Raw genomic sequence first — 12,229 nt, 5'->3', positions numbered from 1 at the left:
GCACTCCGGGCAAGTTTTTTCGACGACGTTGGCGGAACGCTTCGGGAACGCCTCCGGCCGCTGGCGCGGATCAGGGTATTGGCTGGTCCGCCGCGCCGGAACCGGAGCTGGTCAGGTAGATGGACTGGCCGGTCGCGCCGGGTTCGTCTTGAGCGAGCGGGATGGCGAACACGGCGGTGCCGTAGGCGCAGACCTCTGTCCAGTTGGGCCCGATCTCGGAGGTGTCGAAGCGCATGGCGAGGATGGCGTTGGCCCCGCGCTGCTCCGCCTCGGCGACCATCCGGGCCATGACCTGCTGGCGGCTCTCGTACAGGGCCTTGGTCATCTCCGGGAGCTCCCGCCGGCCAGGGAACGGAACCCGGCCATCATCTGGGCCGCAATGTCACGGGAACGCACGGTCAGGCCCATGACTTCGCCGAAGACGGCGTCGATCCGGTGGCCGGGGATGTCATTCGCGGTGACGATCAGCATGCCCCGAGCCTATCCACTTTTCGGGCCGCGGCAGTGGCAAACTCGGCGGGAAAATCGACGGGAAGATTCACAGGAAGATGAAAGGTTGGTAACAGCTATCCGTGAACCTGTGGGCGCACACTGGAAGTGCTCTGGAATCAGACTTCACCGGAAAAACTGAGCAGGTAACAGCCGCCGTCCCGCGCGGCAGATCCAGGAGACAAGTCATGTCACGCACCAAGAGAATAGCCCTCGGTCTGGGGGCAGCGGCTCTGGCACTTGGCGCCGGCCTCGGCGTCGCTGGAATAGCCTCCGCCACCTCCTCGCCGAGCCCCAGCCCCAGCTCCACCGCCCCGGCAGACAATTCGGCCGACGGCCAGGGAATGCACGGCGGGCGCCACGGCCACGGCGGTGCCGAGCGCGGCGAGCGTGCCAAGGAGCTCGCCGCCAAGCTGGGCGTCGACGAAGCCAAGGTAGCGGACGCCCTGAAGACCTTCCGCGAAGCCAACAGGCCGGCCACGCCGCCTGCTGAGGGGCAGAAGCCGGACCGCGCCGCGATGGAGAAGGCCCTGGCGGCGTCCCTGGCGAAGTCGCTCGGCATTGACGAATCCAAGGTCACCACGGCCCTGGAGGAACTCCGCACGGCCGAGCAGGCGGACCACGCCGCAGCGTTGAAGCCCCGGCTGGACCAGGCCGTCAAGGACGGCACCTTGACCCAGGCCGAGGCCGACGCCGTCACCAAGGCCGCCGAGAAGGGCGTGATCGGCCGGGGCCGCTAGCCCTGTCGTGGCCGGCCCTGCCGCTAGCCCTGCCGGACGCGGCTTAACGAAGAATTCCCCGGGAGATCCCGGGGAATTCGTCGCTAACGCTTCGGCCGTGTGCCGAGCAGGCTAGGCCTTCGCGCCGGCCAGTTCGCGTGATTCCGGGGCCGCCGAAGGAACCGCAACAGCGGACGGGTCAGCAGCAGGTGCGGTGACTGTGTCAGCGACTTCGTCACTGAAGGGATCGCCGTTGCGCGGCGCGTTGTACAGCGCCTCATCCAGCATGCCCTGGCGCTTGGCCACGATCGTCGGGATGAGGGCCTGCCCGGCCACGTTGACGGCGGTGCGCCCCATGTCCAGGATCGGATCAATCGCCAGCAGCAGGCCGACGCCGGCCAGCGGCAGTCCCAGCGTGGAGAGCGTCAGCGTCAGCATCACGACGGCGCCCGTGGTGCCCGCCGTCGCGGCGGAGCCCAACACGGAGACGAGCGCGATCAGCAGGTACTGGGTGAAGTCCAGCTGGATGCCGAAGAACTGGGCCACGAAGATCGCAGCGACGGCCGGGTAGATCGCGGCGCAGCCGTCCATCTTGGTGGTGGCGCCGAGCGGCACCGCGAAGGAGGCGTAGGCGCGGGGGACGCCCAGGTTCCGCTCCGCCACACGCTGGGTCAGCGGCAGGGTGCCGATCGAGGAGCGGGAGACGAAGGCCAGCTGCACGGCCGGCCAGACGCCGGAGAAGTACTGCTTGATGGACAGTCCGTGGGTGCGGATCAGGACCGGGTAGACGACGAACAGGACGAGGGCCAGGCCGATGTAGATGGCCACCGTGAACTTGCCCAGCGAGCCGATGGTGTCCCAGCCGTAGACGGCCACGGCGTTGCCGATCAGGCCGACGGTGCCGATCGGGGCGATGCGGATGATCCACCAGAGCACCTTCTGGATCACGGCCAGCGCGGAGGCGTTGAGGTTCAGGAACGGTTCGGCCGCCTTGCCCACCTTGAGGGCCGCGATGCCGACGGCGATTGCGATCACCAGGATCTGGAGCACGTTGAAGCTCACCGCCGTGGCGGCCACGCCATCAGTCACGGTGGTGCTGGCGCCAAGGCCCAGGAAGTTCTTGGGGAACAGACCTGTCAGGAACGCCCACCAGTCACCGGACTTGCCGGCATACTTGGCGTCCTGGGCGATGCCGGTGTTGGCGCCGGGTTGCAGGAGCACGCCCAGACCCATGCCGATCAGCACGGCGATCAGGGACGTGATCGCGAACCAGAGCAGCGTGTTCCAGGCCAGCCGCGCGGCGTTGGACACCTCACGCAGATTGGAGATGGAGCTGACGACGGCGGTGAAGATGAGCGGGACCACGGCGGTCTGCAGCAGCGAGACGTAGCTCGAGCCGATGGTCTGCAGCGTGGTGCCGAGGGCGTTGGGGTTCGCCTTGGTGCTTCCCGTGTACTTGGCCAGGAGGCCAAGGCCCAGGCCCACGATCAGGGCGGCGATGATCTGGAAGCCGAACGAGCCGGCCCATTTGGGCAGCTGGAAACCGGTCTTTCCTGCGGGGGAGGGGGTGCTTGTCTGAATGCTCACCAGAACACGCTAGGACCGGGCGCCATAGCACTGCGAACGGATGTTGAGAAATGTTACGCCGTCATGATTCCTTGCGCGGCGCGGGATCCCCGGGTTTCAGGCGTAATACCAGGACTTTGTGAAGTTATTCCTGCGGCGGATGTGGCGATTGTCTCGCTGCGGCCGACGGTCGTTTGAAGGGACCTAGCGCGCGCAGTTAGATGCGACGCCGCCGCCTGCGTGGTAGATCATGTCCTGGTAAACCACGGAGGAGCGCACCGGGGTGTTGCTCGTCGCTGTCTGCACCGTCGCCCCGCTGCGAGCGAGCTTGAAGGCCGGCGTAGTGCCGCTCACGAGCGGGACCTTGAAAGACGTAATCCCGGCCGAGGCGTCCATGGTCCTGACGTTGCTTCCCTGCGTAATGGTAAGGCGTCCGGGTGCCTTCAGCACGGCTACCAGCTCCACCTCGTTTTTCGCCGCGTCACCGTTGGGCACGTACATGGCTGTGGGTTTGCCGTTGCGGCCGATGGGTGTCTTCGAATACGGCGCGTTCGTGGGTTGCGAGCGGTGGTTCCAATACAGGGCGTCCTGGGAAACCGCAGGCTTTGCCCCGTTCTTGAACCAGGAGATGTAGTAGGCGGCCATGTCCAACACCGCATAACCGCGTTGCTTGGAGGGTGCCACCCAGGACTCGGTGTAGTCGTTCCAGGTCATGAGCGCAATCGAGTCTGCGTTGCTGTTGATCGCCGACGTCAGGGAATCCCGCAGGGTAGAGCTGTTGGATGACTCCCAGAAGCGCCCGTCGTAGGACCGTGAATCTTCGAACGCCACCGGCTGCATCCACGTCTTTCCTCGGCGATGAGCCTCGGCGCTGTCACGGGCGAGCGTGGGAACGCCGCTAGCGGTGCGCGTTCCCCATTGCGAATACCCGGAAACGGAGTTGTTCCACTCCGACTTTTGGGTGCCTGCCCCCCAGGAAAGGAAGATCGGAACGAGGGTCGATCTGACCCCGGAGGAGGCCAGGCGGTTCCTGAGCCCGTCCCACCACGAGGGAGTCTTGCGCTCCGGGTAGAACGGCGCCAGCACGATGTTCCCGCCGGTCCGGTAGATCGAAGGATCGTCCTTCACTTTCATGACGTCGTTGTACACGCTGTCCGAAGTGGAGCCGGCCGCACTATTGAAGTCCGGGCTGAGCATGATCTTGAACCCCGGATCCACCGCCTTGACGGCGGCCAGCATGGCGGGCAGTTGCTGCCACCGGAGGTCGCTCGAGCTGTGGTATTCCCAGATGAAACCGTCCAGGCCTGCCCCGACAGCCTGCCGGATCTCCTTCTCGAAATCGGCCTGCCGCCACGTCGTCTGGCTCGCACGCTGAGGAGTCAGCGGACGATCCCTTAGGTCATAGGCGCCGTTGGCGGAGTTATGGGAATTCAGCCAGCGCGTGTAGACGTCGCGGCTCGGATCGGGGCTGTCGACGGCGAGCGGGAACGGCGGGAAGTAGTAGGCCCACGCCTTTTTCGTCGAGGTGTGTCGGTTCGCCGGCGCGGGCAGATTAATGGGCAAGGGATTGCATGCCGCTGTTGTGGCCGTCGATATACCCGACGTTGTTGCCGCGTTCAAGGGGGTGGGGGCGCCAATCGCCGCCGCAGCCCCGAAGAGGGCGGTTACAACCACGGAGGCAGCTACCCGCATTCGCCCTCGGTTCCGCGCTTTCGCAACGTCACTTGACGATGGTCCCAGGCGTGAGGCGATTTTCCTCATAGAGTGCTCCAATATCGGGTGCTGCTCGTTCGCCCGGGCATTTGCGTCGCGGCCCCCAGCCGTCGCCGACGGCGTTCAACGCCCGCCACATGTGTCCCCAAGAGAATAGACGACTATTTTGCCCAGGTCCATATGGCACGGTCGCGGAATGCGGCGAGGTCAGACCTACCCCAGCAGCGCGCGCTTGAGGGTGTCGAGCCCCACGGAGCCGATGTTCAGGGCACCGGTGTGGAACGCCTTGAGGTCGAAGCCCGGACGGGCTTCAAGCTCGGCGCGGATCTGTTCCCAGAGCCGCTGGCCCACCTTGTAGGAGGGGGCCTGTCCCGGCCAGCCCAGGTAACGGGTGAATTCGAACTTCAGCTGCCCTTCGCTGATGGGCAGGTTGGCGCGGAGGAAGTCGAAGCCCTTTTCCGACGTCCAGCTGCCGGTGCCCCAGCGTTCGGGGACCTCGAGCTCCAGGTGCACGCCGATGTCAAATACCACGCGGGCGGCGCGCATTCGCTGCATGTCCAACATGCCCATGTGGTCACCCGGATCCTTGAGGTAGCCCAGTTCCTGCATGAGCTTCTCCGCGTAGAGCGCCCAGCCTTCCCCATGACCCGAGGTCCAGCACACGCTGCGGCGCCACTTGTTCAGCAGCTCGCGCCGGTAGGTGGCGGTGGCGATCTGCAGGTGGTGCCCGGGAACGCCTTCGTGGAACACCGTGGTGGTCTCGGCCCACGTGGTGAAGGTGTCTTCGCCGGCCGGCACGGACCACCACATGCGGCCGGGCCGGCTGAAGTCCTCTGACGGGCCCGTGTAGTAGATGCCGCCCTCATCGGTGGGGGCAATCCTGCACTCGAGCGTCTTCATGACGTCCGGGATGTCGAAGTGGAGCCCGGCGAGCTCGGCCACTGCCTTGTCGGAAAGCTCCTGCATCCAGGCCCGGAGGGCGTCGGTGCCCTTGAGCTGGCGGACGGGATCGTTGTTGAGGATCTCCTTGGCTTCTTCGATGGTGGCGCCGGGCCGGATCTCGGCAGCCACCCGTTCCTGTTCGGCGATGATGCGCTCGAGTTCCTGCACGCCCCAGGCGTAGGTCTCGTCCAGATCCACGGTGGCGCCCAGGAAGGACCGCGACGCGAGGGCGTAACGCTCGCGGCCCACGGCATCCTGGGCGGGGGCACCAGGCAGGAGTTCGGATTCGAGGAAGCCTGCCAGCCGGGCGTAGGCTACCCGGGCGGCTGCGGTGCCGGCGTCGAGCTTGGACTGCAACCCGGGGGACAGCGGCCCGTCCGCGGTCCTGGCGCCGGCGGCGAGCTTCGCGAAGAAGCCGTCCTCCGCGGCGTACTTGGCGGTCTGTTCAATCACGATCGACACCTGGCGGGCGGCGGCCACCAAGCCGCGCTGCAGGGCGGAACGCAGCGACGCGATGTAGCCGTCGATCGCCGCCGGGACATTGTGCGCCCGTCCCGCGATGTGGTCCCAGTGCTCCGCGGTGGCAGTCGGCATGAGGTCGAAGATCGCACGGATGTCCTGGGCGGGGGAGGCAATGTTGTTCAGTTCGGCCGCGTCCCAGCCCGATTCGTGGATTTCCAGCTGCAGGCCCAGGCGCTCGCGCATCGCGTCCAGCGTGACGGCGTCGACGTCGTCAGCCGGATCCAGCCCGTCCAGCGCGGCAAGTGCCCCGCGCGCCGCGGCGGCGAATTCCTCGCGGCCGGCCGGGGAGAAATCCGGGTACTCGGTCTCGTGGCCAGGCAGGCCGAGCTCTGTGGCGAAGCTCGGGTTAAGGCGGATGAGCGTGTCCGTGAAGGCATCCGCGACGGCGTCGATGGCCGTCTGCGGGCGCACGGGAGCCGCGGCTGCGGGGGCAGCGTTATCTGAGGCGGTGGTTTCGATAGTCACCCGACGAGACTAGCCCGGCCGCGGCGGTTATGAAAGGGTTACTGAACTTTCGCGGCCGTCCTGCTTACAGCGGGACGCGCCGGTCAGCCGAGGCTGCGGCGCCAGGCATCCGGTCCCGGTTTGGGCGCCAGCCGCAGTTGCTGCCGGCGGACCCAGTGCCGGACCCCGGGCCTTTCCGGCGCTGCAGGTTCGGCGCTGCCCAGGGACAGCACGACGGCGGTCAGCGCCGCCAGCTCTTCCGGCGTCGGCTCGCCCTTGACGACGGAGAGCAGCGGGTTCTCGGGCTCAACCACCGGGGTTTCGACGGGCTCAACCACCGGCTGTTCCACGGGCGTCACAGCGGGATGTTCCCGTGCTTCTTGGCGGGCAGGGCCGCCCGCTTGTCCCGCAGTGCCCGCAGGCCCTTGATGATCTGCCCGCGGGTCTCGGACGGGGCAATGACGGCGTCAACGTAGCCGAGCTGGGCCGCCTGGTACGGGTTGAGCAGCTCTTCCTCGTACTGCCGGATGACCTCGGCGCGCTTGGCCTCGACGTCGCCGCCGTCCGCCGCAACCGCCGCGAGTTCCCGGCGGTACAGGATGTTGACCGCGCCCTGGGCGCCCATGACGCCGATCTGCGCGGTGGGCCAAGCCAGGTTGAGGTCCGCGCCGAGCTTCTTGGAGCCCATCACGATGTACGCTCCGCCGTAGGCCTTGCGGGTGATCACGGTCAGCTTGGGCACGGTGGCCTCGGCGTAGGCGTAGAGCAGCTTGGCGCCCCGGCGGATGATGCCCTGGAACTCCTGGTCCTTGCCGGGCAGGAAGCCCGGCACGTCCACCAGCGTGATGATGGGGACGTTGAAGGCGTCGCAGTGCCGCACAAAGCGGGCGGCCTTCTCCGAGGCGGAGATGTCCAGGGTGCCGGCGAACTGCATGGGCTGGTTGGCCACGATCCCCACGGTGTGGCCCTCGACCCGGCCGTAGCCGATGATCACGTTCGGGGCGTAGAGGGACTGCATCTCCAGGAAGTGGGCGTCGTCCACGATCTGCTCGATGACCTTGCGCATGTCGTAAGGCTGGTTGGCGGAGTCCGGGATGAGTGCGTCGAGGGCGAAGTCGTCGTCGTCGAGCTCCAGCTCCTGCTGGTGCTCCTGGACGGGGGCCTCGGCGAGGTTGTTGGACGGCAGGAAGTCCAGCAGCTCGCGGACGAACTCGATCGCGTCGGCCTCGTCGGAGGCGAGGTACGTGGAGGTGCCCGTGTTGGCGTTGTGCTGGCGCGCGCCGCCGAGGGTCTCCATGTCCACGTCTTCACCCGTGACTGTCTTGATGACGTCCGGACCGGTGATGAACATGTGCGAGGTCTTATCCACCATGACCACATAGTCGGTCAGAGCGGGGGAGTAGGCCGCGCCGCCGGCAGAGGGGCCCATGATGAGGGAGATCTGCGGGACGACGCCGGAGGCGTGGACGTTGTTGCGGAAGATGTCCGCGAACATCGCCAGCGAGGCGACGCCTTCCTGGATGCGGGCGCCGCCGCCGTCGAGGATGCCCACCACGGGGCAGCCGTTGCGCAACGCGAATTCCTGGACCTTGACGATCTTCTCGCCGTTGACCTGACTCAACGAGCCGCCGTAGACGGAGAAATCCTGGCTATAGACGGCGACGGGCCGGCCGTCGACGGTGCCGTAGCCGGAAACCAGGCCGTCGCCGAGGGGCTTCTTCTTCTCCATGCCGAAGGCCGTGGAGCGGTGCACCGCCAGGGCGTCGAATTCGACGAAGGAGCCGGCGTCGAGCAGGAGGTCGATGCGCTCGCGGGCGGTGTTCTTGCCGCGCGCATGCTGCTTCTCGATCGCTTCCGGGCCGGAGGGCTGCTCAGCACGGGACTGGCGGTCGCGGAAGTCTGCAATCTTTCCCGCAGTCGTGGTCAGATCGTGGCTCATCAAGTGTCTCCGGCTCTGTTGCTATTTGTTTGGGCGCTGATAGTCATGGCTGATAGTCGCTGGCCCCGCACCGCACGGCGGTTTAAGTAGCTTCCGCACAAATTCACGGAAATTCCGCAGGGCCCCGATGGCAAGTCTAGTGACGCAACTGCCCAGCGCCGCTGTAGAAACCCTACAATTTTCCCTCCTCCTGCCGCCCGGAGACTAATGTTACTCACCAGTAACATTCGTCCGCTAGAGTGTGGTCATGACTTCAAGCCATGATGCTTCGGGCGCCGCCGCAGGACCGTACCAGGCCGCCGGTTCCCTCCAGGGCCGCACCATCCTCATCTCCGGAGGCAGCCGCGGGATAGGCCTGGCAATCGCCACGCGGGCGGCCCTGGACGGCGCAAACATCGTGCTCATGGCCAAGACCGGCCAGCCGCACGCCAAGCTGGAAGGCACCGTCTATTCCGCCGCCGAACAGATCGAAGCGGCCGGCGGCCAGGCACTGCCGCTGGTCGGTGATGTGCGCAATGACGACGACGTCGCCGGCGCGGTTGCCGCCGCCGTCGAACGCTTTGGCGGGATCGACATCGTGATTAACAACGCCTCCGCCATCGACCTGTCCAAGACCGACGCGGTGGACATGAAGCGCTACGACCTCATGCAGGACATCAACGTCCGCGGGACGTTCCTGCTCTCCAAGCTCGCCCTGCCCGCGCTGCGCGAGTCCGACGGCGGGCAGATCCTGACGCTGTCACCGCCGCTGAACCTGGACCCGAAATGGGCCGGGATGCACCTGGCTTACACCATGGCGAAGTACGGCATGAGCCTGACCACCCTGGGGCTGGCCGAAGAGCTCAAGGTCGACGGCATCAACGTGAACTCCCTGTGGCCCTGCACCCTGATCGACACCGCCGCCATCCGCAACATGCCCGGCGGCGGCATGATCGTCAAGGGTGCCCGCGGCCCCGGGATCATGGCCGATGCCGCCCATGCCGTGCTGACCGCCAGCAACGCGATCCCGGAGTCCGGCAGCTGGAGCGGGAACTTCTACACCGACGAGCAGGTCCTGGCGGCGGCCGGCGTCACGGACTTCACCCCGTACAGCCTCGGCGCACCGGAGGACCGGCTGGTACCTGACATTTTCCTCTGAGTTTTCTGCGGATCCCGGCTTCCGGCCGCCCGGGCCGGAGCCTCGGGGGCCGTAACTCGGTAGGATTCAAGCATGGAAGCCGCGCAGGAAGCCCCGGACCGTCCGCCCTTGGACCTGAATGCCCTCAGCGACGCGGCATTCCTGTCCGCCAAAGGCATTCCACAGCTCACCGTGGTGGAGTCCACCGGCTCCACCAACGCGGATCTCCTCCGCGGCGTGACCGAGGATCCACGCGCCTGGCCGGACCTGTCCGTGCTCGCCGCCGAATACCAGAGCGCTGCCCGGGGCCGGCTGGACCGCCGCTGGGAAGCGCCGGCCCGCAGCGCCGTCTCCGTCTCGGTTGTGCTCCGGCCGGTCAACGCCGAGGGGCGCCCGCTGCCGACCCAGAGTTACTCATGGCTGTCACTGCTGGCGGCGCTCGCGCTGCGCCAAGCCCTGCTGGACACCGCAGGCATTCCGGCCGAACTCAAATGGCCCAACGACGTCCTGGTGCGCGGCCGGAAGATCGCCGGCATCCTCGCGCAGCTCGGGCCCCTCGGTGACGGCGCGGCGCCCCCCGTGGTGCTCGGCACCGGGCTAAACGTGACACTCACCGAGGCCGAACTGCCGGTACCCACTGCCACGTCCGTGCTGCTCGAGGATCCCGCCACGGTCGACCGGACCGAGTTGCTCAAGAGCTATCTGTCCCATTTCGCCGTGCTCTACCGCAGCTTCTGCAACGCCGACGGCGACCCCGCCGCCGGGATGGCGGGCGGCCCCTCGCTGCACAAGCGGGTGGAGGCCGTGCTGACCACGCTCGGCAAACAGGTGCGCGCCCAGCTCCCGGGTGACCACGAGATCATCGGCCACGCCTCGCGGCTTGACGAGTACGGATCCCTCATGGTGGTCGACGCCGCGGCCCACGAGCACGTGGTTACCGCCGGTGATGTGGTGCACCTGCGCCCCTGGGCTCCACCCGCGGCAGACGACGCCGGGCCAGACAGCGCCGAAAGCGGATATGCGTAAAGCGCTCCTGCCGGGAGAGCAAGTGATTGTGGTGACCCGGCCCCAGCCCAGGATGTTGATTGTCCCGGCGCTGACGTTCGTTGTTGTTCCCGCGCTGGCCGCCTATGCCAGCGCCTGGGTTGTCAAAGGCGGCCCCGCAAAGCTGATCCCTCTGATCACCAAGGACTGGAATGTCTGGCTTGTCGCGGTGTGCGTGGCCCTGGCGGCGTGGGTGGTGCTCGGCTACTGCCTGCCGCGGGTGATGACGTGGCATGCCACGCGCTACACCCTGACCAACCAGAGGTTAGTTGCCCGTTACGGCATGTTAAGGCGGCGCGATCAACAGGTTTCGTTGGCCGCGGTCCGGAATGTCGTCATCGAGCAGTCGCTGCTTCAGCGCGTATTACGGTCCGGGAATATATCCTTGGACACCGGGTACCCCTCCAGCACGGTGGTCCCCGACGTCCCGGAGGCCGCGACGTTCCGAAACTTCATACTTGACGCCATTGATGATCTCCCGCAGGGTGGGGTTTTCGGGGCCGACGGCATGATTCACAACCCAGGCGAGGCCTGGCAGCGGGAGACGAGAGAAGGTGGAAGAGATGAACGCTGAGAACGTCCACCAGGAGACCGGACTCGTGGCCGAGGAGCCGTCCCAGGTGCCGGACGCCGTCGTCGAGGCCGTCACCTTCGAAGCCGCGCCTCCCACAGGCACGATCTCCGCCGAACGGCTCGCCGCCAAGGCGCTCGAAGCCCGGCTGCTGGGCGGGGAGCGCAAGCTCCGCCGTCGTGAAGTCGCCGCCGGTGCCGGACTCTCGCTCCTGTCCGCCAGGAAACTGTGGCGGGCCCTGGGCTTTCCCAACCTCGGCGATGAAGACGTCGCCTTCACCGAACGCGACCAGGCCGCATTGTCCACCGTGGTCGACCTGGTGCGGGCCGGCAAGCTGACCGAAGAAGCCGCCATTTCCGTCACCCGGGCCATCGGCCAGATGACGGACCGGATGGTGGTGTGGCAGATCGAAGCGCTCGTTGAGGATATGGTCCACCAGCAGGGGGTCCCGGATGCCGTGGCCCGGAAGCGCCTGGTCAGCGAGCTGCCGTCCCTCGTGGATGCCCTCGAGGAGATGCTGGTCTATTCCTGGCGCCGCCAGCTCAACGCCGGCGTCCAGCGGCTGGCCGTGCGCGCCGAAGCGGGGCTCCAGTCAAGCGAAGAGGGCCGCGAGGGGGACGAGGACGACGCGCCGCTGCCGCTCGCCCGGGCCGTCGGCTTCGCGGACCTGGTCTCCTACACGAGCCTTTCGCGCCGGATGAACGAGAAGACGCTGGCCCAGCTGGTGCAGCGCTTCGAAAACAAGTGCGCCGAGATCATCTCCGTCGGCGGCGGCCGGCTGGTAAAGACGGTCGGCGATGAAGTCCTCTACATCGCGGAGACGCCGGGTGCCGGCGCCGAGATCTCCCTGGCCCTGTCCCAGGCCTTTACGGAGGATGAAATCCTGCCGCAAGCCCGGGTCGCCATGGTGTGGGGCCGTATTCTCTCCCGCCTGGGGGACATCTACGGGCCGACGGTGAACCTCGCCGCACGGCTCACCGCCCTGGCGGATCCGGGAACGGTGCTGGTGGACTCGATGACCGCTGCCGCCCTGGAACAGGACGAACGCTTTGTCCTGGTGCCGCGCCCGGCGGAGGACGTCCGCGGCTTCGGCGAAATCCACCCCGTCCAGCTCCTGCGCGGCAGCGGCCGCGGCCTCGTCCTGGACTGAGGTCCCCGCCGGG

The 12,229-nt window shown here is 67.0% G+C and carries 10 protein-coding genes and 1 pseudogene; 5 read left to right on the top strand and 6 right to left on the bottom strand.

Annotated features, from left to right (window positions below; genetic code table 11):
* Positions 1 to 70 precede the first annotated feature (70 nt).
* Positions 71 to 471: pseudogene (locus tag ACQCSY_RS03195) on the bottom strand (YbjQ family protein).
* Positions 472 to 677: 206 nt separating this feature from the next.
* Between ACQCSY_RS03195 and ACQCSY_RS03190 the strand changes: the two are divergent.
* Positions 678 to 1,229 (top strand): hypothetical protein, encoded by a 552-nt coding sequence (locus ACQCSY_RS03190; protein ID WP_427133124.1) that lies wholly within the window; start codon positions 678 to 680, stop codon positions 1,227 to 1,229.
* Between the two features lie 111 nt (positions 1,230 to 1,340).
* Here ACQCSY_RS03190 and ACQCSY_RS03185 read toward each other — a convergent pair whose 3' ends face one another.
* From ACQCSY_RS03185 to ACQCSY_RS03165, 5 genes are all read right to left on the bottom strand, one after another.
* Complete coding sequence (locus tag ACQCSY_RS03185) at positions 1,341 to 2,795, bottom strand: dicarboxylate/amino acid:cation symporter (protein ID WP_427133122.1); 1,455 nt, start codon at positions 2,793 to 2,795, stop codon at positions 1,341 to 1,343.
* A gap of 183 nt (positions 2,796 to 2,978) precedes the next feature.
* Positions 2,979 to 4,337 (bottom strand): glycoside hydrolase family 71 protein, encoded by a 1,359-nt coding sequence (locus ACQCSY_RS03180; protein WP_427133120.1) that lies wholly within the window; start codon positions 4,335 to 4,337, stop codon positions 2,979 to 2,981.
* 363 nt (positions 4,338 to 4,700) lie between these two features.
* Positions 4,701 to 6,416 carry a DUF885 domain-containing protein gene (locus ACQCSY_RS03175; RefSeq protein ID WP_427133119.1) on the bottom strand — a complete coding sequence of 572 codons (1,716 nt, stop codon included), beginning with the start codon at positions 6,414 to 6,416 and terminating at the stop codon, positions 4,701 to 4,703.
* Between the two features lie 83 nt (positions 6,417 to 6,499).
* A complete protein-coding gene (locus ACQCSY_RS03170) occupies positions 6,500 to 6,745 on the bottom strand; it encodes an acyl-CoA carboxylase subunit epsilon (protein ID WP_427135641.1) in 246 nt (81 codons plus the stop codon).
* A gap of 5 nt (positions 6,746 to 6,750) precedes the next feature.
* Positions 6,751 to 8,334, bottom strand: a complete 1,584-nt coding sequence (locus tag ACQCSY_RS03165) for an acyl-CoA carboxylase subunit beta (RefSeq protein WP_427133117.1) — start codon at positions 8,332 to 8,334, stop codon at positions 6,751 to 6,753.
* Between the two features lie 247 nt (positions 8,335 to 8,581).
* Between ACQCSY_RS03165 and ACQCSY_RS03160 the strand changes: the two genes are divergently transcribed.
* The 4 genes from ACQCSY_RS03160 (at position 8,582) to ACQCSY_RS03145 (ending at position 12,216) form a co-directional block, all read left to right on the top strand.
* Entirely contained in the window at positions 8,582 to 9,472 is an 891-nt protein-coding gene (locus ACQCSY_RS03160; RefSeq protein WP_427133115.1) for an SDR family oxidoreductase, read from the top strand.
* A 72-nt stretch (positions 9,473 to 9,544) separates the two neighbouring features.
* Positions 9,545 to 10,477: a biotin--[acetyl-CoA-carboxylase] ligase gene (locus tag ACQCSY_RS03155; protein WP_427133113.1), complete on the top strand. Its 933-nt coding sequence runs from the start codon at positions 9,545 to 9,547 to the stop codon at positions 10,475 to 10,477.
* Positions 10,470 to 11,069 carry a PH domain-containing protein gene (locus ACQCSY_RS03150; RefSeq protein WP_427133111.1) on the top strand — a complete coding sequence of 200 codons (600 nt, stop codon included), beginning with the start codon at positions 10,470 to 10,472 and terminating at the stop codon, positions 11,067 to 11,069. Before ACQCSY_RS03155 ends, ACQCSY_RS03150 begins: the two co-directional genes overlap by 8 nt.
* A complete protein-coding gene (locus ACQCSY_RS03145; protein WP_427133110.1) occupies positions 11,059 to 12,216 on the top strand; it encodes an adenylate/guanylate cyclase domain-containing protein in 1,158 nt (385 codons plus the stop codon). Before ACQCSY_RS03150 ends, ACQCSY_RS03145 begins: the two co-directional genes overlap by 11 nt.
* Positions 12,217 to 12,229 lie beyond the last annotated feature (13 nt).

Origin of the sequence: Pseudarthrobacter sp. S9 (genome assembly GCF_050156545.1) — a bacterium.
In the GTDB taxonomy this organism is placed as follows: Bacteria; Actinomycetota; Actinomycetes; order Actinomycetales; family Micrococcaceae; genus Arthrobacter.
This window is presented reverse-complemented; position numbering and strand designations above follow the sequence as displayed.